Here is a 23,891-nt window from a genome sequence, read left to right on the forward strand (position 1 = left end):
CCGCTAAGCTCGGCATCAAGAGCAAACGACTCAAGGCCGGTTGGAGTGAATCCTATCTTGAGGACCTGCTCTTTCAAGCGCCTAAGCAACCTGAGGAAAAAGCCGCATCAGAGACCCCGAATATTCGTGAAGCTTGATGCGATTGCCCTGCTGGCCGTGCCGAGATGGCAGGTTGTCGGGTAGGGATAGGTCATTACTGACCTATCCCCCCCTAAGAACCGTGCGTGCGACTTTCACCGCACACGGCTCAAGCCTTATGTAAGCCCTATTCATCATAGAGCCGGCAGTGCTTCGGTTGTTCACTGCCTTCACGATACGCGCCTGTAGCCGCCGACCTCTTTGTGGGCTTTGGCCCAATCAATGTCATGCCAGCCCACTTCAGGGTTAGGTGCTGCACCAGCGACTTGCGTCACCGTCATTTGCTTTGCTCCCATTGGGTGGTTCTACTGGTTATCTCGTGACCTAAGACCAGACGGAAGTGGGCACCCTTTCGGGTCGAGGATATGACCCCTATCCCGACCATTACAGTCGGGCATTTGCTTTCTCCGTCCTCCCATACCCGCATTCCCAACAGCTTCACTTGCGATTCACCTGCACTTGTCGGGCAGGAATACGGGCTTACCATGTTCCGCATAGATGACACGGAGGGGGGAAGATGCCAGCTATTGACCGGAATCCTTTGGTGACTTCGATAGAGGAGGATCGAGCCTCTGCTCTTGGATTCGTTGCCTTTTGGCTATGGCCTATCAGTATCTTTGGCCATTCATTCTTCACGGTCTTTATCGCTGATTCACATGTATTCATCTTTCCCTCCAAGCCTTGCTCCCTACCGCCTTGATACTGGCAGACTTGGCGTTACCTCACGGTTCGGCCTTGTGGATTTATTCACAGGTTGCGTTGTCCCGGCAGCTTCACACGGGTTCGTTACCAATCCCGCATGTGCCGATAGGCTACGGCTGGAAGTACAGCCGGATATGTCTAGCATATCAATCATTTATGCGACCTCATGCCGCACCAGCCTCGTGAACGGTTACGGAGGATCATCGTTCTTGATCCGCCGACAGATTCCAGCAACACTGCACATGTTCAGTGTTTGCGCAACCTGAGAGCTACGGTCAGCACTTGATCCATTCCTCCGGCATGAGTCCCTTGAAACCCCAGGACGTCTTGCCTACTCGCTTCTCGAAACCTGGTGCGATCACAACCTTATCAGGATGCTCTGCCAGCCAAGCCCCCCACCAACTGAAGGTGCTGTTGGCGATGATGAAGTGTTGGCATTGAGTAATGAGCCAGAGATCGGCGTAGGCATTTTCGTCGCCTTGGTTGTGGCGGACGGGGGTGATTCGGTCATCGGGCAGCTGAATGCGGTTGCGGGCGGCTTCAGGGCAGTCAGAAAACAGGAAGTAGTGCGCGTTGCTGACGTAAGCCTCCATGGTCTGGATCGCCCGCTGGTAGAAGTCGCCAGGGGCATTGTTGCCGAGAGCGTGAGAGGCACCGCTGGGCTCATCGAAAAACCGCACATGCACTGCCACTGCGGTACTGCTGCGGATGCGCTCGGCGGTAGCGAGGTTCGGCGCGTCGGTCGGTGGATGAATGCGCAGATCCTGCCGGATCTGCCGCTCCACATCCTTGAAATAACCCTCGCTCTGCCAGTAGCCCTCTAGATAGAGGCGGCCTGATTCAAGGCGGTATTGCAGCAGGCGTTCGTCGAAGTCGATGAACTCATAGGTGAGATAGCGCCGTTGCTCGAACGGCCGTCGCTGATTCCATCGACGCAGAAGGTAGCGGCGTGGACGCGAGAAAGGTTCGAGGCGGTCCTCAGGTGTTGCCTTGCGACAGGGGATGGCGAAGTGGTCAAGCTGGTAGTGGCGCTGGTATTGGGTGTCGTAGCGGAAGCCGCTGATATGGTCGATGACCAACTCCGCGTTGTTGGCCAGTGCGAGTCGGCGGGCTGCGGCGTAGCCGAAGAGTTGGTTGCCAAGGCCGCCGAAGATACGGACGATGACCTTTGGTTGTTGCTGAAGTGGCGGATTCAGGCGCATCATTTCCAGCGTCCTTTAGCGGCCAAGGCCCAGCATGTCGACGGGCGAAAAGTTTGTCCATGACTGCCGGCTAATCCGACCGAAAAAACAGTCATGCTGAGCGGTGTTTCAGAGCAACGAAATTTTGATACTGAAAATTTTCATAGCGCTGCTCATAACCCTCTGCGGCAGCCAATCGATTGGGATGAATCTTGTAAAGACGATAGCCCAACGGGATAAGTAGATCGAAAATGTCTTTCAACAGAATCCGAGCATCAATAAAAGTTCCTCCATATTCAAACTGAATTTTCTCAATCCTTCCCTGATCAAGCATCTGCAGTGCACCCTGCAGAACGCTCAGTTCATGGCCTTCAACATCGATTTTCAGTAAATCGACGCGCTCCAATCCTTGATCTTGGCAATAGAGATCCAAGGTTTCGAGATGCACAGATTCCGATATGGACTGTTGATTGGCGAGTCCCTCGCGCGAATATAATGAATTGTTCCCTGCGCAGTCGTCGAAGAGGTAGAGCGTTTTGGTCTCTTGGGCCGCGCTCAACCCAAACGGATTCAGCTTAACCTGTGCAGAATGGTTGGAAAGATTCTCCTGCAATCGCTCAAAGGACTTTAGGCTTGGTTCGAAGCAATGAACATTAACGGCAGGATTGATCCGCAACGCTAATGATGCCCAGTCACCGATATTTGCGCCTACATCTAAAACCGTAGCACAGCGTGGAAGGACTTCACTTAACCACCGAAATTCTCCGTTGGTTAGGATGTCACTATTATTTTCGCCATTAACATAATTGACATAACGTCGACAGAGACGGTATAAAAAACTGGAGTTCATTTACTATCTACCTGATCTTAAATTTGTAGACATGATGTTTTGACCTGCCCGTCCTCAACGCACGTGGGTTATGTTGAGGACGGACATCCACCGACACAGAGCCACATTGAGGGGGGCAGGTCATGCAAGAGTTTAACGCAGCAACGCATCGGATTGAGACGGCATCGTCGCCGGTGGCGTTATCGGCGGCGAGCGGGACAGGTGCGTCGAAGCCGTACGCGGCCTACATTGGCCTGGACGTGCACAAAGAGACGATTGCGGTGGCGGTGGCGGAGCCCGGGCGCGGGGAGCCGATCTACCGCGGGGAGATAGCCAATACACCGAAGAAGATCGAGAAACTGCTCGCGCAGCTGAGCGAGGCCTACGGTGGCGGGGTGCTGCTGTTCTGCTACGAGGCTGGGCCGTGCGGCTACGGACTCTACCGCCAGCTCATCGGCAGCGGTCACGACTGCCAGGTGGTCGCGCCCTCGCTGATCCCGAAGAAGGCGGGCGAGCGCATCAAGACCGACCGACGTGATGCGCTGAAGCTCGCGCGTCTGCTGCGCAGTGGCGATCTCACCGCGGTGTGGATCCCGGACCAGGAGCAGGAGCGCATGCGCGATCTCAGCCGCGCGCGCGATGATCTGAAGGCGCAAGAGCGCAAGGCACGCCAGCAGCTCAACGCCTTCCTGCTGCGCCACGGCCAGCACTGGCCCAAGGGCAAGAGCCGCTGGACGCCGGCGCATGAGCATTGGCTGGCCGGACTGAAGCTCGATGACCCTTGGCAGCAGGTGGTGCTGCAGACGTACATCGATGCCGAGCGGGCCGCCGGCGAGCGGGTCGCGCAGATTACCGATCAGCTCATGCGCGCGCTGCCCGAGTGGTCGCTGGCGCCGGTGGTTGACTCGCTGGTGGCACTGCGCGGCATCGACAAACTCGCCGCCATCGTGCTGTTGGCCGAACTCGGCGACATCAGTCGTTTCGACTCGCCCAAGCAGCTGATGGCCTTTCTCGGGCTGGTGCCCAGCGAGCACTCCTCGGGCGGGCGCCGACGCCAGGGGGCGATCACGCTCACCGGCAACAGCCATGCCCGGCGCATGCTGGTGGAGTCGGCCTGGAGCTACCGCTTCCCGGCACGCCAGACCAAACATCTCAAGGCCAAGGCGGTCCATGCCTCACCGGAGGCCAAACGCATCGCCTGGAAAGCCCAGGTGCGCCTGTGTGGGCGCTATCGCACCATGACACGGGCCGGCAAGAACACCAAACTGGTGTGCGTGGCCATCGCCCGCGAGCTGGCCGGTTTCCTCTGGGACATCGTGCGCCAGGAGATGCCGCGGCTCACGCCGGCGCAAACGCCAATGACGCGCGCCTGATGGGCGGCCTTGGACAGTTCCTCGCAGCGGTGGTGAAACCCGCTTGATCGGGCGATGAGACAGACCACAGACACATTGACTCAGGGCATCCGCGGCCGGTGTGGAGAACCCTTGTTCGGGCTATACCGGTGGTGCACGGGAGAATCCCTCCATGGGCATTCCATGCGCCGATCCCTGCTTCTAGAGAAAGGCCAGCTCCGCGACGTAGTGAAGTCCGGTGGTACCCAATCCACGTATATCAGCCCGGTTTTTGCTGAGTCTCCCCGCAGGTTGGAAGGGTTCGAAGGGCGGGTTGATAAATAAGAATGATTCGCATTACAATAAGTGCGACCTGATCCACCGGGGCCGGCACCTTCGCGCGTGTCTCCCGCCCCCAGCACGGAGCCTGCCTCATGCCCAGCATCGGTATCTTTTTCGCCTCCGAGACCGGCAACACCGCCGAGATCGCCCGGCTGATCCAACAGCGCCACCTACCCGCGGGCGCGGCCGAGGTGCGTGACCTGGAGGTCACGGACGCAGCCCAGATCGCCGCTTACGACCGCCTGATCTTTGGCACCTCCACCATGGGCTGCGGCGAGTATCCCGCCGCGCTGGAAGCCTTCCTGCCGGAGCTCGACGACATCGATTTTCGCGGCAAGACCGTCGCCTTGTTCGGGCTTGGCGACCAGTACGGTTATCCCGGCGAGTTTTGTGACGCCCTCGGGCTGCTGTACCAGGAGCTGCTTCGGCGCAGCGCCCATCTGGTCGGCTTCTGGCCGACGGCGGGCTACGCGTACGAGGCATCGCAGGCGGATCTCGGCGACGGCTCCTTCTGCGGGCTGGTCCTGGATGAGGACAACCAGCCCGAGCTGACGGGGCAGCGCCTGTCGGCCTGGATCGAAGAGATCCGCGGCGATCTGCTGCCGAACGGCCCGGCCGTGCCACTGCGGCAGCAGGCGCCGGGCCGGGCCGTCGCCGCCGGCAGAACCCGTGCCGCCTGAGGCCCCGAGCCGACACCATGACCCAACCGCGACTCTTCTGCTTCGGCCTGGGCTATACCGGGCTGCGCCTTGCCCGCGCGGCCCAAGCCAAGGGCTGGCGCGTGGCCGGGACCTGCCGCGATGCCTCCAAGGCGATCGCGCTGCGCTGCGAAGGCATTGACACCTATCTGTTCGACGGCCGCAGCCCCCTGAGCGACGCGGCCGAGGCGCTGGCCGGTACCACGCACCTGCTGTGCGCCGTGCCGCCCGATGCCGCGTCGGACCCCGTGCTGCGGCTGCACAGCAAGGACATCGCGGCCTTGAGCGCAACACTCACCTGGCTCGGGCTGTTGTCCACCACCGGCGTCTACGGCGACTGCGGCGGTGCCTGGATCGACGAGGCCCAGCCGCCGCGCCCGGCCACCGACGACAACCGCCGGCGCCTCGCCGCCGAGCGCGACTGGCTCGCGCTCGGTGTGCAGCTCGCGCGGCCCGTGAGCGTGCTGCGACTGCCCGGGATTTACGGGCCGCAGGGCCGCAGCCCCATCGATGCGCTCTTGGCCGGGCGGGCGCGGCGCATCGTCAAGCCGGGGCACGTCTTCAACCGCATTCACGTGGACGATCTGGTCGCGGTGCTGGCGGCGGCCATGGAGCGGGATTGCAGTGGCGACCGCAACGGCCCGCATCTGTACAACGTCTGCGACGACGAGCCCGCCCCGGCGGATGAGGTGTTGGTCTATGCCGCCAATCTCCTCGGCATGCAGCCGCCGCCGGCGGAGCCCTTCGACACCGCCGCACTCAGCGACTTCGCAAGACACTTCTACGCGGAGAGCCGCCGCATCCGCAATGATCGCATCAAGCAGGAGCTCGGAATCATGCTGCGCTACCCGAGCTATCGGGAGGGGCTGCACGCCATCGCCGGCGCAGCGGCAACAGCCCCCCGCGATACAGGACTGCGCGCCGGCGGCTGAGACCCGCAAGAAGGCGGGGGCGAAGGCGGCGATGCCGAAACGCTCGACCTGGCTCACTGCAAGAGCGCGTTGATCAGCGCGGCCCAGACCGGGTGCTCACCGCCGGCTGGCGTCGGCAGCGAGCCGAGCGCGGCGATGGCGCGGCCGTCGTCGTCGTACAAGCGCAGCTCCCGCAGCGCCGCCGGCTCATGGCCGCGCTGGATCACCCAGGCGCCATCCAGCAGCGTCATGTCCAGGCGCACGATCAGGTTGTCACCGCGGAGGTCGAGCCAACCCGTACCTCGGCGCACCGCGAAGGGCGCCGAGTCGACCCGGCGCACGCAAGCGTCGTTACCGGTGATGATCCGAATCGGCACGGCATGATCCGCCAGTGCCTCCAGCACGCAAGGCACCGAGTCCGGATCCACGCCGACGGCGCTGCCGCGCTCGCGCAGACGCCGCGGGTGCAGTGCCGGCAGACCGCTCAGCTCGGCCTGATCCATGAGCCCGACGCCGTCGCCGAGGTGGGCGCCGGGTGGCATGACAGCGGCATGTCCGGCGACAGTTCGGGGCGCGTGTAGTAGCGTCCGCCGCTGAGCCGACCGGGGCGCGCGTAGTAGCGTCCGCCGCTGAGCCGAGGGTCGCTGAAGGGCAGGGCGCAGGCGCCGGCCGCTGACGCCATGGGCGCCCAGCAGCGCGCGCAGCACAAAGCCTGTCGTGTCCTGGTGGGGCGCCAGACGCAGCGCAACCAGTGGGCGCCATTGTGCATCCTCGATCAAGAGCGATTCGCTCGGCGGTGCTGGGCCGGCGGAAAGCGGCCCAGCCGCGCGCAGCGCATCACAACGCTCCAGCAGCAGGCGCAGCGCAAAGCCGTCCCCCTGCACATGGGCGATCGCGTCCTCCACGCGCAGACCCGACAGCGTCTCGCGATGGGACAGGGTAAGCGCCGGCGACTCAGTTTCGATCCAGACCCGGCCCAGGCAGCCCAGATCCGACAGCAGCTCGGGCCAAGTGGTGGTCGCGGGCGCATCACGCGGCGCTGCGACTGACGGCGGGGTCGGCGTGAACGCGGCAGAATGGATGTCGGCGTACATCGAGCGGCTCCCGGAGTTGGTGTCAGTAACACACATATTGTGCGCTATAGGGCCTTGCCGCCTGAGTGACGGTGTCTCAGGACGGAGGGATGAGAACGCCCCGGAGGACGCGCGAGCGCCAGTGCGCAGCGCAGATTAGGCCGCAGCAGCGGCGGGGCACTGTGCTGCCAGGAGCCGCCAGTGCCATGTCAGGCGACAGAGGGCATTGAGCTCCTCGGCGGCGTCGCGCGGGGCTGGGCGCAAGGTCAGGCCCTCGCTCCAGCGCGCCACCTGCTGCGCGAGCCTTGGCGAGCGGTGGTGCAGGTAACGGCGAACCAGTGCTCGGATGCGCTGCTTCAAGGCCTGCGGCTGCTGAAATAATGCGAATGCTTCGCGTTTAGGTTACGGCGATCACCTTGGCCTGTCAAGCCCCGGTTTGGCCCCGAGGCTTGAACCTGGAAACGGTCGTTGAACAGCCCCTAGGGTGCGTCCCCCGGGTGTCCAGCAAGGCACAACGAGGCGGAATCGCCGACCTATTCCAACGAGTTGTAACGTAGCTGGGCGCCGCCCAGGGCGTGCCATGGGGGTCGTAGCGGCCCGCACCCGGGAGGTGACCTTGAAATCGGTACGAATTCTCGGATTGCGCAAGCACTTGTAGCTGCGACGAAGCGGTCAACTGCCGTTGCTGGTCACGCGTGTGGCCCTGTCGCAGGCTGGCGGGGGATTGGTGCCCCCGCCAACGGCGTCTCGAACGGCGGATGCGGGGGCTTCGAATGCCGTCAGGTGCTCATCGGCCCGGGCACGCCGTCCTCGACGATGAAGCTCGCGACGGTTGCGCAGGCCGCGTCGCGCTCGCGCACGCCGGCGACGCCGCGCAGGTCCGCGGTCAGGCGCTCCGGTGTCACCGTGAGCCGCAGGTAGCCGCGGTGCTCGCCGGTGGCGTAGTGGATGTGCGGGTTCTCGCGCAGCGTGGCCTGGATGCGGTCTTCCGCCGGCGGCTGGGAGGTGATGGAGGTGGCGACGAATTCGCTGGCGACGGCCGGCGCGCGCTCGTCTGCGAAGTCCTGCTTGAGGTCCGTGACCCAGAAGGAGTGCACGTCGCCGCCGAGCACCACGGGGTTGGCGCAGATACCTTGGGCGAATAGGTCCAGCAGGCGCTGCCGGGCGGCCGGATAGCCGTCCCAGCCATCGGAGAAGTATCGCGCGCCGTCGCCCTCGCGGCCGTCGGCATGGGCCATCAGGGTCTGCTGGCCGAGCAGGTTCCAGCGGGCGTCCGAGCCGTCCAAGCCGGCCGCGAGCCAACGCTCCTGACGGGCGCCGAGGAGCGTGGCTTCGGGGTTGAGCCGCTCGGCACAGTCGCCGGTGATGAGGTTGGAGCCGGCGCGGCCCGGCTTTGGACAGGGCTGGGGGCTGCGGTACTGGCGGTCGTCCAGCATGTGGACGCGGGCGAGCCGGCCATAATCCAGACGCGTGTGGATGCGCATGTGGGGGCCGAAGGGGACCATGCCCCGCGGCAGCGGCATATGCTCGTAGTAGGCCCGGTAGGCGGCGGCGCGGCGGGCGAGGAACCAGGCCGGCGTGTCCTCGTCCTGGGAGATGCCGTCCGCATAGTCGTTGTCCACTTCGTGGTCGTCCCAGACCACAAGCCAGGGGCAGCTGGCGTGCGCCGCCTGCAAATCCGGGTCCGACTTATACAGCGCATAGTGGCGGCGATAGTCGCCGAGCGTCACCGGCTCCGTCGCGCCCTGTGAGCGCACCGGATTCCTGCCCCAGGCTGACTCGTAGATGTAATCGCCCAGGTGCAGGAAGAGATCCAGCGCGTCCGCCGCCACGTGTCGGTAGGCGCTGTAGAAGCCCTGGGCGTAGTGCTGGCAGGAGCCCACACCGATACGCAGCCGATCCGCCGGCGCATCCTTGGTCGGCGTGGTGCGCGTGCGCCCCACCGGGCTGGTGGCGCCGCCGGCGTGGAAGCGGTACCAGTACTCCTGATCAGGCTCAAGCCCATAGGGCTCGACGTGTACCGAATGCGCCCACTGCGGCGTCGCATAGGCGGTGCCGGCGGCGGCGATGCGCCGAAAGCCTGGATCTTGCGCTAGCTCCCAGCGCACCGGCACGCTCGCGGGCGGCATGCCGCCGGCGGGGGCCAGGGGCTCCGGCGCGAGCCGGGTCCAGAGCACCATGCCGTTCGGCTGCGGATAGCCCGAGGCCACGCCGAGGCTGAAGGGGTCTCGCGGGAAGCTCGGCGCCGCGGTTACGGGTGCAGCGGCGAGGGCCGGGACGGCGCCCGCAACGGGGGCGCCGGCAAAGGGCAGGCTTGCGAGGGTGCGCAGCAGGTCGCGTCGGCTCCAGGCTTGGCTATGGCGCATCTTTCGGTCTCCGAGGCGTGGCGGTCAGGTCGCCCCAAGGTACAGAACCGGTATGTCCGCTTCATGTCGGCGACACTCTGATGGGCTCTGCCGCGAGCGCCGCAGCTGTGACGGGCGAGCTTAGGCCGGCTCAGGGCCGCCGACGCTACCGGAGGCGACCGCCGGGCTCGTGCCCGGGGTTGGTCACGCCCTGCGCAGGCAGGAGAGTCGAGGCGTCACCGCACGGGCGGATTAAGATTACCGTCCCCGTAATTGTCCCCGGTCATTGATGCGGCGTGAAGTTCAGTATCCTCTCCCAAGGTCTAAGTGGTTTGCTGAGCCGCGTCGGCCTGCGCTTGGTCGTCGACGATGACGCGGGCGGCCTGCTCCTGGGCAAGGTAGAGCCGCAGCCCGTCTTCTGTGGTGATGACGATGCGCGGTCCGGCGTCGTCGCAGTTGCTCTGGACGGCGTTGGCCGGCGCAATGTGCTCCAGCACGAGCGTGCTGCCGGTTTCGATGCCCAGGGCCGCCACCTGCGCGCGGGCGGCGTCACCGCCGAGGATGGCGGCGATGACGAAGGGATGGTTGCGGCGCGCGTTGGCGAACTGGATGTGGCGGCCGTCCAGCTCGCCCCACAGCTTGGCGGCGACGCTTTCGGTGAAGTACAGGCGTCGATGCGCATCCAGGCGCGCGGTGTAGCGCATGGGCGGGATCTTGCGTAGGAGCTGGATGCGGTCGTCTGCGTGCAGTCCCAGGGTCGCCAGCGCCTGCTCCAGCCCGGTGCCGCTGGTGAGCCCTTCGATGTGGCCCGCTTCCCCCGGCAGCATCTCGATGACCGGGGTCTTGTGGCCGTCATCGTGGTGCACCACCACCTTGGCGGCCATGCCGGCGGAGAGCGTCGCCTCGCCGGCGGGCCCCCGGACTCGAACCGGCTGCAGCGCGACCTCCTCGTCTTCGCGGCGGAGGAGGCAGCCGCGGTAGAGCCCCATGCGGCTCAGGCGCTGCTGGAGGGGTTGGTGCAACACCGCCGCGAGCCGCAGTGATCCGCCCACCGGTGCCTGATCAAGCGAAATCCGCATCGCGCACCTCCGCGGCGGCCGCCTCGGATTGGCGGTCGCGGGCATTGGGTTGTTGGCCAGCGCTGCGGGCGCTGGTGCTGGTCTGGCACGCGCCGGTGCTCGTTTCGGCGCCGCCGCTGGAACGCCCGCCGCCGGCGATGTCGCTGGGGCCGGATGATCCGGGCGGCTGCGTTGCGTCGGGCGCTGCCGCAGGTCCGCGTGCGGGCCGCGGCCGCCGGCCCCCGCCCAGCGCGGCGTAACCGAGGATACCCACGGTGCTGCCGTTGTGGATGGTGGCCGCCGCCACCGGCGGCAGGAGCCCGCTCACCGCGAGGCCCATGGTCGCGGTGTTGATGCCGAAGGCGGCGACGGCGCTGCGCTTGAGCACCACCTGGGTGCGCCTGGCGGTGGCGAAGGCGGTCACCAGTGCATCCAGTTCCGGGCGCAGCAGCACCACCTGCGCGGCCTCGCGGGCGAGATCCGCACCATTGGGCATACTGATGCCGACATCGGCGCTCACCAGCGCCGGGGCATCGTTGACGCCGTCGCCGAGGAAGGCCACGCGGCCGCCGGCGGCCTTGAGCGCATCGATGGCGCTGGCCTTGTCCTCCGGCTTCAGCTCCCAATGCACCGCGTCGATCATGGGCAGTGCGCGGGCGAGGGCACGGCCGGCGTCGCGGTGATCGCCGGTCAGCACCACGGTGCGGGCGATGCCGAGCGCCTTGACGGCGGCGAGTGCTGCGGGCGCCTCCGGGCGGATGCGGTCCCTGAGGGCGATGAGTCCCACCAGATCGCCGGCGCGGGCGACGAAGAGCACTGACTTGCCGGCGCCGTAGAGGGCACTGGCGATGACGTCCGCGGCGGTGCAGTCGATGCCCTCGTCGTCCTCCAGGAAGTGTCGGCTGCCCACCAGCACGCGGGCGTCGTCCACATAGGCCGAGACGCCGTGGGCGACGATGAAGTCCACCTGGCTGATCGGGGGCAGTGCCAGCGCCCGCGCGCTGGCCTCGGCCACCACGGCGCGCGCCACCGGGTGGTCGTAATGCTCTTCGGCGCCGGCGGCGAGCGCCAGCAGGGCGTCTTCGCAGAGGTCGCCGACGGGGATCAGGTCCGACACCTGCATCTCACCCGTGGTCAGGGTGCCGGTCTTGTCCAGCACCAGGGTGTCCACCCGGTCCAGGTTCTCAAGGGCCTGCGCGCCCTTGAAGAGGACGCCTGCGCGGCTGGCGGCGTAGAGGCTGCTGCGCACCGCGACGGGGCTGGAGAGCTTGATGGCGCAGGAATAATCCACCGTTAGCACGGAGGCGGCCCGGGCCAGATCACGGGTCCATGCAAACACGCCGAGGCCGGTGGCGAAGGTCAGGGGCACCAGCTTGTCGGCGAGCCTGGCGCTGCGGGTCTCGCCGGCGGAGCGGCTGCGCAGGGCCGTTTCCAAAAACCGGTTGATGCGTGCCATGGAGGTTTCCGCGCCCACTTGCTGCGCCTGGATGCGGATGTGCCCCTCGTGGATGACAGAGCCCGAGAGCACCGGGCTGCCGACGCTCACCGGCACCGGCAGCGATTCGCCGGTGAGGCTGGCCTGGTCCACCGCCGCCTCGCCGGCGCTGACACAGCCGTCCACCGGGATCAGCTCTCCCGGCCCGCATACCACGGTGTCGCCCAACTGCACCGCTTGCACAGGGATCTTGGTCTCGACGCCGTCGCGATGGACCCAGACCTGATCGGCCTGAGGGGTGAGCAGGCGCTGCAGCAGCGCGTTGGAGCGCTGCTCCGAGGTGGCCTCCACGTATTCGCCCCAATCCAGCAGGGCGCCGATGGCGTTGGCGGTGAAGAAGTCGCCGCGCAACAGCGACAACAGCTTGGCCGAGCCGTCCAGCACGTCCACCCGCACGCCTTCCTCAACCAGTGTGGCGGCGCCCTTGGCGATGATGGGCAGTGCCAGCGTCCAGCTCACCAACAGCCGCAGCGGCAGCGGCAGCAGCGGCGTCGCCAGGGCGAGGAGGGACGTGGTGACGGCACGGAAAGGGTCCGGGGGCTGCTCGCGCAACAGCCGGGGTTACGGGCCGGGCTGCATGTTGGATACGCGGGGTCAGTCCTCTCGCCGGACTTGGTTGACAAGCGACCATCGGGTACATAATCTACATGAGAAGCGTTCTTATTAATAGTCTGCTGCGGGGTCTCCGGGCTCGCAGCGCTTCCGAGGTCGAACCGCGAGCCGGGACATTCAGCACAGTCCTACTCACCGATGCCCTCAGCCGAACCCGCCGCCGCGCCGCAATCCCATCGGCGCACGCCGCGCCGGTCAGCCAACGGGATCGCCTGATGTCAACCAAGCCTGCGCCTGCGCGCAGAAGGAGATCCGAAATGTCTGACCTGAACACCATCGCGGCGGGTGACGCGTCCCTGTCCGGTATCGGCGGCCCTCACCGCAGGCCCGTTGGCCCCCCCACCATGAGCCCATCCGGCGAGGCGATGCTGGTGGCGCTGGAGACGCCGCCGGTGGATGCGCTGAAGACGCGCATCGCTGACATGGTGCGCAGCTATGTGACGCGGCGCTCGCCGCAGCTCGCGCGCCGCATCGCACACGCAAGCGGCGCGCTGGCGCTGCACCCGGCGCTGCGCAATGAGCCCGACCAGCGTATGGCCTTCTGCCGTTTGCATCGGCATTGGCATCTGCTCGCGGCCCAGTACCCGGCGACCGCCGGTGCCTGAGCCAATCATCCCAAGCCCCGCAAGAGCCGCCGGGGGCGCCCGCTTGGCGCCGCCCGGTCGCAGCCGCGACATCGAGCAGGAGACCAAGTCATGTGCGACACGGCGAGCATCGGGGCGCCGACCCTGAATGAGCGCGACCCGCTCCCGGCGACGGCCCAGCCCTCACCGACCTCGGCTCACCGCACGCCGGCCGCACTGGCGTCGGCGCGCAAGCCCACCGCTGGCCGGCTGCGGCTATGGGATCTGCCGCACAAGTATCACTGCCCGGTCATCGGCACCTGCCTGCACGTGGACGAGCTGCGCCGGCTGGCGAAGAAGTCCGGCTGCATGCCCACGCACGACCTCACCGACTTCGAGGTGCACGTGAGCTTCGTCGCGGCTGCCGAGAGCCGGAATCCTTTGTCTCAGGTCCTGCAGCGCACGCTGGAGCGTCGCTTTGCTGCAACGCTGAAGCGCTTCGCCCGCGTTCGAGCAGTGCCGGAGCTGGAGCGCCTCTGGGCCGACGCATTGGCCAACGGCGAGGTGCAGGGGGCCTTCTGGGCCGTGGTCTCCCATCCCCATGCGACGCCCGAGCTGCGCACCCGCGCCTATGAAGACGTGCACATGCTCTCGCACCAGATCGGCGCCGGGCTGAATGCGGACCTGAAGGCTCTGGCGGAAACCCGTGAGACCCTGGCGCGGCTGCGCCGGGAGAGCGCGGCGGCGGCGGCGCGTGCCGAGCGGGCGTTGGCCGAGCGCACATCGCGCTTGGCCGAGGCCGAGCAGCGGCTTGCGGCCCTGTCGGCCGTGGAGGCGGCGCTGGCGGCGGCCCGGGAGCGGCTCGCGGCGCTGGAGTCGGGGGCCGAGCTGAGCGCCCTACGCCAGCGCGTGGATGCTCAGGCGCAGGCGATCGCCGATTTGCGACGGCATGCGCGCGCGCAGGCGGTGCAGGTGGACAGCCTGGAACGCCAACTGGCGCATGCCGAGCAGCGGCAGGCCAAGACGGCGGCGACGCTCGCCGAGCGGGATGCGTCCCTGCGGGCGCTGGAGGCGCTGCTGCCGGAGGGCGGCGCCGTCGGCGTCTGCGACTGTGACGGCGACTGCGCCAACTGTACCGCGTTACCCGGCGCGGCGCCGAACACCATGGATCTGCGCGGCCGCCGCATCCTTTGCGTGGGCGGCCGCGGTTCCCTCAACGGGCACTACCGGCTGTTGGTGGAGCGCTGCAACGGCGAGCTCATGCGCCACGACGGCGGCCTGGAGGACAATCGCGCACGCCTGGAAGCGCTGCTCGCCAGCGCCGATGCGGTGATCTGCCCCCTGGATTGCGTCAGCCACGATGCGTCTTCGCGCACCAAGCGCTTCTGCAAGCGCCACGCGAAGCCCTGCGTGATGCTCAAGCGCTCAGGCGTCGGCGCCTTCGCGCTGGCACTGTCGCAGCTCACTGCCGCGGAGCACCGCCAGGGGAATACGCCGCGCGGCACACATCAGCTCACGCTTTGACGATCACCGCACACACAGCCGCAAGCGTGCGTGCGGGTTTCAGCGCGGTGTCTCGCCGAGCTGGAATTACAACGTGTCGGGATCGCGCCCGCGGCTGCGCGACGGGGGCGTCTCGATGGCGATGGCGCGCAGCAGCGCCCACCGTCGCCGCCGCGGGCTCAGCTGTTGAGGCGTGCGCAACAGTGCCCGTGCGAGGCCGAGGATCCAGGGAGGACGCTTGCGCCGGGGATCGGGCGCGATGTCGGGGCTCGCCCGATGTCCGGCGTTTCGCCGGTCTGCGCTGCGGTCTGCTCCATTTCGACCGGGATGGTTGGCGTCATTGTGCAGTGCCATGGTCTCTCCGCGCTTGCAGATGATGGTCCGATGGCCAACCGACGGGGTCGGCCACAGTGCAGGATGGTTGAGCCGGCGACGAGCGCTTCGGCTGAGGGCCGCCGGTCGTCGCGGCCGCTGCCGCGTATCGACGCGATCCGGCTTGGGAGTGCAGCCGCGAGCCGGGCCCGGGGGGCGGCGGTTGTCAGCCCAGCGTGGTTCAAACCAGGGCGCCCACCAATGTCCGGGCGGACTGCTCGACGGCTTTCTGCATCACGGCGCCGACCAGGGCCTTGCCGAAGGTCTCGCCGATCTGGCGCACATGTGCATTGTCGCGGCGCACGGGCGCCATGCAGCCGAGCTCTTCGAGCGTGGCGAATAGGGCGGCGCGCGAGAGGCACTCCGGGTCGTACTGCACAATCAGGCTCGCCGCGCGGGGCTTGATCTCGACGCTACGAATGCCGTCCATCGCCAGCAGCCGCGCCTGCGCCGCATCGGCGCGCGCGCCGTAGCACTGAAAGGCCCTGGAGCGGATACGGATGCGACCGGGAACATGGTGGATATACTGGCTCATGAACTGACACCCCGAACGTTGTTTCAAAGCGCGTGGCGAATACGAACAATTCGCATTGTATACCAACCAACTTCGGAAGCAAGCAGCGCGCGGCAGCTCCGTTGTCCCGGCGCGCCGACCGCCGGCCGCGGTCGCCGACCGGGCAACGGGACCACCGGCTCGCCAGCGGGAGAATCAATCATGACTGATCATCAATGGCTCCTCTTCGATCTGCCGGCGCTGCTCGCCAAGATCGAGCCCGGCAGTACGCGTTTTCAGGAAGTCCTGCGCACACCGTCGCTGAGCTGTTCCATCTACCACTTGCCCGTGGGCTCCACGGAGATGCAGAGCGCCCACGAGGAAGATGAGCTCTACCTGGTACTGGAGGGCCGGGCGCGGCTGCGGGTCGGCGACGAAGACCAACTGGTGCAGAAGGGCTCCATCATGTACGTGCACACCGCTTGCGATCATGCCTTCTTCGATATCGAAGAAGATCTCACCGTGCTCGCCTTCTTCGGCGCGCCGGTTCGGCACATGCAGCGCGGCGCCCGCATGCAGGCCGACCCCGACCTGCTCTGACGGTCACACCGGTCGCCGGCGCACCGGGCCTGCGCCCGGTCGTGCCCCGATCGCGGGCAAGCGGCCGCGCCTCGCCGTCGCACCCCAAGACCCGCCGCAGGCGATTGTTCGGCCCGCGTCGGTTGGAGCGCCCGCCGGGAAGTGCGTCGCAGCCGCTCGGTCTGGCGTCACGCCGGCCTCCCTGCTGTCGAGGCCTTCGCCAGCCGCCACCCGGCCCACTAACGCTTTCGCCGGACAATGACGGAGGCCGGGTATCAGTTGGCGGACGCCGAGCTGCGGGCGGCGCAGCCCCGTGGTTGTGCGATGCATGGGCCGCCGTCGGCCTTGTGGCTGGCCCGACGGCTTTGCTCCGCTCCGGCACTTCCCTGGCAAACCAAGTGTTTGCGGTCAGCTGTCCTGTGGCGAATGCCGACAGACGGGGTCGAAAACCCTGTGATTCCTATTATTGAATGCAAACCAGGGCTTCATAACCTTGCCCACGGAACATTAGAATGTTCCGATTCTTTACATTGCAGGCGGTGGCGCACATGCTGGGCTCAGCATGCCCACACCCTGCCATCGCGGGCAGACAGCCGACGCTCGGGGAGCGATCGCCGGCTGCCGCCACCCCGGCGCCGCTGTCAGCCGCGTGGCGTACTGGCCGACACACTGGCCCAAGCGCAGCACAGCACCGCCCGATCGCCCAAACCCACCGCAGCCCGGATGTCGCTATGAAAGACCCAGCCGTACACAAAGATCAAGCCAACGGCCACACGGAGGTCAAAGAGACCACCTGTTATATGTGTGCCTGCCGTTGCGGTATCCGGGTACACCTGCGCGACGGCCAGGTGCGCTACATCGAGGGCAACCCGAACCACCCGCTGAACGAGGGCGTGATCTGCGCCAAGGGCAGCTCCGGCATCATGAAGCAGGTGTCGCCGGCGCGCCTCACCAAGCCCCTGCGGCGCAAGCCCGGCGCCAAGCGTGGCGAGTCCGAGTTCGAGGAGATTTCCTGGGACGAGGCCATGGAGATGCTCGCCGAGCGTCTCGGCCGGCTGCGGGCGGAGGATCCGAAGAAGTTTGCGCTCTTCACCGGCCGCGATCAGATGCAGGCGCTGACCGGCATGTTCGCCAAGCAGTTCGGCACGCCGAACTACGCCGCCCACGGCGGTTTCTGCTCCGTGAATATGGCCACGGGCATGATCTACACCATCGGCGGGTCGTTCTGGGAGTTCGGCGGTCCGGACCTGGAACGGGCCAAGCTGTTCGTGATGATCGGCACCGCCGAGGACCACCACTCCAATCCGCTCAAGATCCAGATCAGCAAGTTCAAGCGCCGTGGCGGGCGCTTCGTCTCTATCAACCCCATCCGCACCGGCTACTCGGCCATCGCCGACGAGTGGGTGCCCATCAAGCCCGGCACCGACGGCGCCCTGTTCCTGGCGCTGATCCACGAGATCCTGAAGCTCGGCCTGTTCGACCGCGAGTTCCTGGTGCAGTACACCAACGCCCCGGAGCTGGTCATCGACGACCCGGGTCGCGACGACCATGGCATGTTCTACCGCGACCCGGATGCGGAGATCGTCGAGGGCTGCACCGACCCGCAGAACAAGCTCTGGTGGGATCGCAACAAAAACGGCCCGGTGCTGACCCACACCGAGGGCGGCGACCCGCGCCTCATGGGCAGTTATGTGCTGCCGGACGGCACGCCGGTGAAGCCGTCCTTCCAACTGCTGAAGGAGCGGGTGGAGCCCTATACGCCGGAGTGGGCCGAGAACATCACCGGCATCCCGGCGGACACCATCCGCCGCCTGGCGCATGAAATGGGTGTGACGGCGCGCGACCATAAGATCGAGCTGCCCATCCGCTGGACCGATTGCTGGGACAAGGAGCACGACACCGTCACCGGTAACCCGGTGGCCTTCCATTCCATGCGCGGGCTGGCGGCGCATTCCAACGGTTTCCAGACCATCCGGTCCTTAAGCATCCTGATGACGGTGCTCGGCACCATCGACCGCCCCGGTGGCTTCCGTCACCGGGCGCCCTTCCCGAAGCCCATCCCGCCCTGCCCGAAGCCGCCGAATCATCCGGACGCGGTGCAGCCCGAGGCGCCGCTGGAGGGCCTGCCGCTGGGCTGGCCGGCGAAGCCCGAGGATCTGTTCGTCGACGACGACGGCAAGCCGGTGCGCATCGACAAGGCCTTCAGCTGGGAGTACCCGCTGGCGGCCCACGGGCTGATGCACAACGTCATCACCAATGCCTGGCGCGGCGATCCCTATCCCATCGACACCCTGTTCCTGTTCATGGCCAACATGGCCTGGAACTCGTCGATGAACACCACCGCGGCACGGCACATGCTCACCGACACCGACGAGCACGGTGAGTACAAGATCCCCTTCCTGGTGGTGTGCGACACCTTTGCCTCCGAGACCGTCGCCTTCGCCGACCTGGTGCTGCCGGACACCACGTATCTGGAGCGCCACGACGTGCTCTCCATGCTGGACCGGCCCATCTCCGAGTTCGACGGGCCGGTGGACGCCGTGCGCCTGCCCGTGCTGCCGCCGAAGGGCGAATGCCGGCCCTTCCAGGACGTGCTCATCGAGCTCGGCGGGCGGCTCAAGCTGCCGGCCTTCACCAAGCAGGACGGCAGCCCGAAGTACCGCAACTACCCGGACTTCATCGTCAACTACGAAACCTCGCCCGGCTCCGGCATCGGCTTCCTCGCCGGCTGGCGTGGCCAGTTCGGCGAGAAATACCTCAAGGGCGAGCCCAATCCGCGGCAATGGGAGCAATACGCCGCCAACGGCTGCGTATTCCATCATGAGCTGCCGCGCAGCTATCAATACATGCGCAACTGGAACAAGGGCTACCTGCACTGGGCCCGGGCGCATGCCCTCACGCGCTGGGCGGAGCCCATTGTGCTGCACATCTACTCCGAGGTGCTGCAGCGCTTTCGCGCCGCGGCCCAGGGCAAGTGGCCCGGCCGCCAGCCGCCGGAGCACCTGCGCGAGCGCATCGAGACCTTCTTCGATCCGCTGCCCTTCCACTACGAGCCCCTGGAGGGGCAGATGGTGGACAAGACGCGCTTCCCGCTCACCGCGCTCACCCAGCGGCCCATGGCCATGTACCACAGCTGGGACAGCCAGAACGCCTGGCTGCGCCAGATCCACAGCCACAACTACCTCTTCGTCAATCCCAAGCTCGCCATCGCCCAGGGCATCGAAGACGGCGACTGGATCTGGGTGGAGTCCCACCTCGGGCGGGTGAAGTGCATGTGCCGCTACTCCGAGGCCGTGGAGCCCGGCACGGTCTGGACCTGGAACGCCATTGGCAAGGCCGCCGGCGCCTGGGCGCTGGACCCGAAGGCGGACGAATCCAAGAAGGGCTTCCTGCTCAACCATCTCATCGGCGAAGAACTCCCCAACGGCGGCGCCGGCAGCCACTTTTCGAACTCCGATCCCATCACCGGCCAAGCCGCCTGGTTCGACCTGCGGGTGCGCATCTACAAGGCCGAAGGCCCGAAGGAGGCGCAGGTCACCGAGCCCCAGTTCGCGCCCATGAAGACCCTGCCCGGCCAGACGGCGCGGCCGCGCACGCGCTGGCAGGCCTATGTGGCGGGTGTGTTTGGCAGGAAGTAGTTACCAGTGCGAAGTGTGCAAGCAGTGCGACGCGCAGGGGTGCCCAAGCGCCGGGTGCCCCGTCGCACGCGCGGCCGCTGCTGTGCGGTGTGATTTGCAGCCAAACGCGCGACGCGTGATGAGTAAAAGCCATAGGAAGCTCCATGACCCAACTCGCCCTAGTCATCGACCTTAACGTCTGCGTCGGCTGCCATGCCTGCGTGACCTCCTGCAAACAGTGGAACACCTCCGGCTGGGCCGGGCCCATGGTGGACGAGAATCCCTATGGCGCCGATCCCACCGGGACCTTCTTCAACCGGGTGCAGACCTTCGAGGTCGGCAGCTATCCCAACACCGAAACGGTGCACTTCCCGAAGTCCTGCCTGCATTGCGAGGAGCCCCCCTGCGTGCCGGTGTGTCCGACGGGCGCCAGCTACAAGCGCGAGGACAACGGCGTCGTGCTGGTTGACTACGACAAGTGCATCGGTTGCAAATACTGCTCCTGGGCCTGCCCCTATGGTGTGCGCGAGCTGGACGAACAGCAGCAGGTGATGAAAAAGTGCACCCTGTGCATCGATCGCATCACCGATCAATCCTTGCCGGAGAAGGAGCGCCAGCCCGCCTGCGTGCTGGCCTGCCCCACGAACGCCCGGCTCTTCGGCGATGTGCACGATCCGGATTCTGAGGTGTCGGTGGCCATCCGCGAGCGCGGCGGTTATGCGCTCATGCCGGAATGGGGCACGAAGCCCGCCAACCATTACCTGCCGCGGCAGAAGACGCGCATGCACATCAGCGAGGACGAGCTGCAGCGCGCCGACAACCCGCTCTCCAAGGAAGACATCACGGTCTACACCGGCGAAGAGACCCTGGACGACGTCACCTGGTAAGAAGCGCGCTTCGAGCCTGGCCACCCGTAACCCGACACGCGATATCCAAGACGATGCATCCCGCCTTCTCAGTCATCTTCCTCACGACGCTCATCGGCGCCGGTCAAGGGCTCTTCCTGGCGCTGTTCACCGGACAGCTGTATGCGAGTGTCCAGCTCATCGAGCCGCAGGGCGCCGACTTCTATACCGTCGGCAGTGTCCTGTCCCTCGCATTGCTCATCGCCGGTCTCGGCGCTTCGTTTTTTCACTTGGGGCGCCCCGAGCGCGCCTGGCGCGCGGCCTCCATGTGGCGCACCTCCTGGCTGTCGCGGGAGGTGATCGTGCTGCCCATGATGATGGGCGTGGTGTTCTTCTACGGGCTCTTCCACTACCTGGGGCTGACCCAGCCATGGTTCGTGGCGGGAGATGGCGCGCTGCCCATCGATGCCACCATGGTGCTCGGTCTGCTCGGCGTCATCGTGGCTTTCGCCCTCTTCGTCTGCACGGGCATGATCTACGCGAGCGTCAAGTTTCTGGAAGAATGGCACTCACCGTACACCATCGGCAACTTCACCTTCCTGGGCATGGCCTCCGGCTTCATGCTGGCGGCGGCTTACTCCGCCTATCTCGGTAATCACCTGGTGGGCTTCTACGGCACCTGGGCGGTGATCTTCACCGTGCTCGGGCTCGGCACGCGCATCGCATCGTTGATTCGCAATGCCACCCTGAAGCACAAGAGCACGTTGCAGACCGCCATCGGCGTGCGCCACCGCAAGATCGTGCAGAAATCCCAGGGCTTCACCGCCAGTTCCTTCAACACCCGGGAGTTCTTCCACCACCAAAGCCCGGATTTTCTGAATCTCGTGCGGCTGGTGTTTCTGGTGATGGTCTTTCCGGTGCCGCTGATGTTGATCGGCGTTTCCTATGTGCTGGAGTCGCCGACGCTGCCCATTGCGGCCTTCGTCATCCAGTACCTGGGTCTAGTGGCCGAGCGCTGGTATTTCTTCGCCGAGGCCAATCACCCGCAGAATCTCTACTATCAGAGTATCGCCTGAGCTGCTGCCGGCGCGTGTCGATGACACGAGCGCCCCAGCCTGCGAGCGCATCTGGCCAGGCAGGTCAACGGGGCGCGACGGCGACGCGAGACGCCATGCGGCGCTCGAAGCGCGGGGTCCGCCAGATGCCCCGGCGCGGCCGTGTCCATACGGCAACGAGCAACTCAAGTGTGAAGGTTGCTTGGATGACAACGATTGGGGCTGACGACTCTCGGGGCTGACGATACCGGACCCGGCACCCTTTGCCATTTGTGTCGTGACCCGCGGATCGCTGACGGCCCTCTCGCATCTTGACGAAGCTCCCCGCGGTCCCCGGGGCGAGGACCGCGGGGACGCTTGGGGTTCGACGCCAGGAGGTTCGACGCTTGGGGGGGCGACGCCAGGGGGGGCAACTCGAGGTCTGGCCCGCAACCGCCCGGTGTTGTCGTGATCCGGGCGGCGACCGGGTCAGTCGAGTCCGCACATGCCGCTGGCGCAGCCGCCGGCGCCACAGGCCGGCGCCGGGTCGAAGCCGCTGCCGAGGTTGCTGCTGCCGATGACGTTGCCGCCGGTGGCGAGGCGTTGCACCGGTGTGTCGGCGGGGGTGTCGCCGCAGTCCAGATGGGCGCGCTCGCAGACCTCGCCCCAGGTCTTGAGCTTCTCGCTCATGCGGTGATTGACCTCGACGATGCGACCGTTGACCTCGCAGCGGTAATCGTAAGTGGGCATAGCTCGCTCCTATATCGATGCTTTCTAATATGGCCACATTATAGCCACGTCGGCCGCCGCCGCAACGTGATCGGCGTGGTCAGGATCGGCGCCGTCGGCCGGGCTGTGCGTCCACCGGCAGGGTCAGTTGCGGCCGGCGGCCCACAGGTGCGCACGCAGGTGGATGCCGGGCGTGTAGCCGACGGCGCCGAAGCGGATATCGCCGTCGGCGTCCAGGACGAAGGTGGCGGGCACTGCCTTCACACCCCAGGCGCTCGCAATATCCCCATGAGGGTCGGGGATGGCGTCGAAGGCGAGATCACGCTCGCGCAGATAGCGGGCGATGCCGTCCCCGTCACCGGATTGCATGGCGACGGTAATGACCTGATAGTCACCGGCGAGGGCATCGATGCTGCCCGCCTCGAGCTTGCAGGTGGGGCACCATGTGGCCCAGAAATGCACCAGCACCGGCTCGCCGCGCAGGGCCGCCAGGCTCACCCGTGCGCCGCCGACGGTCTGGCCAGCGAGCGAGGGCGCCTGCCCCGATGCCAGCGGGCGTGATTGATACCATTGGAGGCCCAGAAAAATGACCAAGAAGATCAGCAGATTGGTGAGCAGGCTGCGCCAGCGCCGGCGTTTTGGCTTGCCCGTCGGCGCGCCGGCGGAGGCTTTGGCGTTAAACATCGGTGTTGCTCCCGTTCGCCGGCGGCCTGCGGCCCGCGCTGGTGGTGGCGCCGGCGGTGGCAGGTACCTGCCGGCGCTGTTGGGGGTGTTGGTCTGCACGGCGCCGGCGCATGCGGCCAACACCGGGGAGGACTTGTTCGATCTGGAAAATCTCAGCACCAAGATCACCGAGCAGCTGCCCTACATCGAGGTGCCCCACGGCGGCGAGACGATAACAGTGCTGCGCTACCAGGATCCAAGTCATCGCATCGAGCCACCCTACGACAAGACCAACCGGCCGTGCCCGCCCTTTTGCGTCCAACCGATGCAGCTCGGGCCGGGTATCGAGACCATCGGCGAGCTGGAAGTGCTGGCGTACATGCAGCGCATCGCCGATGGTGACCAGTCGGTGATGCTCATCGATTCCCGCACGGCGGACGAAGCCACGCGCGGCACCATTCCCGGCGCCGTCAACATTCCCTACGAGCAGTTGGATCCTGCCCTGGCGGCGCCGGCGAGCATCGCGGAGTTGCTGCAGCTGGAATTCGGTGCCGCCAGCGCCGATGGCATCTGGAGCTTCGATGGCGTCAAGACCCTGGTGTTCTTCTGCAATGGCGCCTGGTGCGGCCAGTCGCCGACCAACATCAAGGCCCTGATCGGCGTTGGTTACCCGGCGCACCGCCTGAAATGGTATCGCGGCGGTATGCAGGCCTGGGAGTCCCTTGGCCTCACCACGGTGCCGGCCGCAGACTGAGGTGGTGCGGCCCTGTGCCGGTTG

The 23,891-nt window shown here is 66.3% G+C and carries 20 protein-coding genes; 10 read left to right on the forward strand and 10 right to left on the reverse strand.

What is annotated here, in order from left to right; genetic code table 11:
- Window positions 1-1,115 precede the first annotated feature (1,115 nt).
- Window positions 1,116-2,045, reverse strand: a complete 930-nt coding sequence (locus tag QZ588_RS02480) for an alpha-1,2-fucosyltransferase (protein ID WP_295539480.1) — start codon at window positions 2,043-2,045, stop codon at window positions 1,116-1,118.
- Between the two features lie 88 nt (window positions 2,046-2,133).
- A complete protein-coding gene (locus tag QZ588_RS02485) occupies window positions 2,134-2,871 on the reverse strand; it encodes an FkbM family methyltransferase (protein ID WP_295539483.1) in 738 nt (245 codons plus the stop codon).
- A gap of 122 nt (window positions 2,872-2,993) precedes the next feature.
- Here QZ588_RS02485 and QZ588_RS02490 point away from each other — a divergent pair, with 122 nt between their 5' ends.
- The 3 genes from QZ588_RS02490 (at window position 2,994) to QZ588_RS02500 (ending at window position 6,153) form a co-directional block, all read left to right on the forward strand.
- Window positions 2,994-4,223, forward strand: a complete 1,230-nt coding sequence (locus QZ588_RS02490; RefSeq protein WP_295539485.1) for an IS110 family transposase — start codon at window positions 2,994-2,996, stop codon at window positions 4,221-4,223.
- A gap of 392 nt (window positions 4,224-4,615) precedes the next feature.
- Window positions 4,616-5,203, forward strand: a complete 588-nt coding sequence (locus QZ588_RS02495; RefSeq protein ID WP_295539486.1) for a flavodoxin — start codon at window positions 4,616-4,618, stop codon at window positions 5,201-5,203.
- A 17-nt stretch (window positions 5,204-5,220) separates the two neighbouring features.
- Complete coding sequence (locus QZ588_RS02500; protein WP_295539488.1) at window positions 5,221-6,153, forward strand: SDR family oxidoreductase; 933 nt, start codon at window positions 5,221-5,223, stop codon at window positions 6,151-6,153.
- Between the two features lie 53 nt (window positions 6,154-6,206).
- Here the strand turns inward: QZ588_RS02500 and QZ588_RS02505 are convergent, their stop codons facing one another.
- From QZ588_RS02505 to QZ588_RS02525, 5 genes are all read right to left on the reverse strand, one after another.
- Window positions 6,207-7,226, reverse strand: coding sequence for a hypothetical protein (locus QZ588_RS02505; protein ID WP_295539491.1), 1,020 nt, complete (start codon window positions 7,224-7,226; stop codon window positions 6,207-6,209).
- A gap of 135 nt (window positions 7,227-7,361) precedes the next feature.
- Window positions 7,362-7,565 (reverse strand): hypothetical protein, encoded by a 204-nt coding sequence (locus tag QZ588_RS02510; protein WP_295539493.1) that lies wholly within the window; start codon window positions 7,563-7,565, stop codon window positions 7,362-7,364.
- Between the two features lie 419 nt (window positions 7,566-7,984).
- On the reverse strand, window positions 7,985-9,571 hold the full coding sequence (locus tag QZ588_RS02515; RefSeq protein WP_295539496.1) for an alkaline phosphatase D family protein: 1,587 nt from the start codon (window positions 9,569-9,571) through the stop codon (window positions 7,985-7,987).
- 302 nt (window positions 9,572-9,873) lie between these two features.
- Window positions 9,874-10,629, reverse strand: coding sequence for a FeoA domain-containing protein (locus QZ588_RS02520; protein WP_295539498.1), 756 nt, complete (start codon window positions 10,627-10,629; stop codon window positions 9,874-9,876).
- On the reverse strand, window positions 10,613-12,655 hold the full coding sequence (locus QZ588_RS02525; protein WP_295539501.1) for a heavy metal translocating P-type ATPase: 2,043 nt from the start codon (window positions 12,653-12,655) through the stop codon (window positions 10,613-10,615). The genes QZ588_RS02520 and QZ588_RS02525 overlap by 17 nt, the downstream gene beginning before the upstream one ends.
- Window positions 12,656-12,972: 317 nt before the next feature.
- Here QZ588_RS02525 and QZ588_RS02530 point away from each other — a divergent pair, with 317 nt between their 5' ends.
- Together QZ588_RS02530 and QZ588_RS02535 are read left to right on the forward strand one after the other, a co-directional pair.
- Entirely contained in the window at window positions 12,973-13,320 is a 348-nt protein-coding gene (locus QZ588_RS02530; protein WP_295539504.1) for a hypothetical protein, read from the forward strand.
- Between the two features lie 90 nt (window positions 13,321-13,410).
- Window positions 13,411-14,802 carry a DUF2325 domain-containing protein gene (locus QZ588_RS02535; protein WP_295539507.1) on the forward strand — a complete coding sequence of 464 codons (1,392 nt, stop codon included), beginning with the start codon at window positions 13,411-13,413 and terminating at the stop codon, window positions 14,800-14,802.
- A 532-nt stretch (window positions 14,803-15,334) separates the two neighbouring features.
- Here QZ588_RS02535 and QZ588_RS02540 read toward each other — a convergent pair.
- Window positions 15,335-15,688 (reverse strand): HMA2 domain-containing protein, encoded by a 354-nt coding sequence (locus QZ588_RS02540; RefSeq protein ID WP_295539509.1) that lies wholly within the window; start codon window positions 15,686-15,688, stop codon window positions 15,335-15,337.
- Between the two features lie 180 nt (window positions 15,689-15,868).
- On the opposite strand from QZ588_RS02540, the gene QZ588_RS02545 reads away from it, so the two are divergent.
- The 4 genes from QZ588_RS02545 to soeC all read left to right on the forward strand — a co-directional run bounded on the left by QZ588_RS02545 (window position 15,869) and on the right by soeC (window position 21,763).
- Window positions 15,869-16,246 carry a cupin domain-containing protein gene (locus QZ588_RS02545; RefSeq protein WP_295539512.1) on the forward strand — a complete coding sequence of 126 codons (378 nt, stop codon included), beginning with the start codon at window positions 15,869-15,871 and terminating at the stop codon, window positions 16,244-16,246.
- Between the two features lie 710 nt (window positions 16,247-16,956).
- The gene (gene soeA / locus QZ588_RS02550; protein WP_295539514.1) at window positions 16,957-19,863 is read left to right on the forward strand and encodes a sulfite dehydrogenase subunit SoeA; all 2,907 of its coding nucleotides are present in this window, start codon (window positions 16,957-16,959) and stop codon (window positions 19,861-19,863) included.
- A gap of 143 nt (window positions 19,864-20,006) precedes the next feature.
- Complete coding sequence (gene soeB, locus QZ588_RS02555) at window positions 20,007-20,729, forward strand: sulfite dehydrogenase subunit SoeB (protein ID WP_295539518.1); 723 nt, start codon at window positions 20,007-20,009, stop codon at window positions 20,727-20,729.
- 53 nt (window positions 20,730-20,782) lie between these two features.
- Entirely contained in the window at window positions 20,783-21,763 is a 981-nt protein-coding gene (gene soeC / locus QZ588_RS02560) for a sulfite dehydrogenase subunit SoeC (RefSeq protein WP_295539519.1), read from the forward strand.
- Between the two features lie 447 nt (window positions 21,764-22,210).
- On the opposite strand, the gene QZ588_RS02565 is transcribed toward soeC, so the two are convergent.
- Window positions 22,211-22,471, reverse strand: a complete 261-nt coding sequence (locus QZ588_RS02565) for a zinc ribbon domain-containing protein (RefSeq protein ID WP_295539523.1) — start codon at window positions 22,469-22,471, stop codon at window positions 22,211-22,213.
- Window positions 22,472-22,594: 123 nt separating this feature from the next.
- Window positions 22,595-23,134 carry a protein disulfide oxidoreductase gene (locus tag QZ588_RS02570; RefSeq protein ID WP_295539526.1) on the reverse strand — a complete coding sequence of 180 codons (540 nt, stop codon included), beginning with the start codon at window positions 23,132-23,134 and terminating at the stop codon, window positions 22,595-22,597.
- 85 nt (window positions 23,135-23,219) lie between these two features.
- On the opposite strand from QZ588_RS02570, the gene QZ588_RS02575 reads away from it, so the two are divergent.
- Window positions 23,220-23,867, forward strand: a complete 648-nt coding sequence (locus QZ588_RS02575) for a rhodanese-like domain-containing protein (protein WP_295539528.1) — start codon at window positions 23,220-23,222, stop codon at window positions 23,865-23,867.
- Window positions 23,868-23,891: the final 24 nt, after the last annotated feature.

This window comes from uncultured Thiohalocapsa sp. (genome assembly GCF_913062725.1).
Classification (GTDB): domain Bacteria; phylum Pseudomonadota; class Gammaproteobacteria; order Chromatiales; family Chromatiaceae; genus Thiohalocapsa.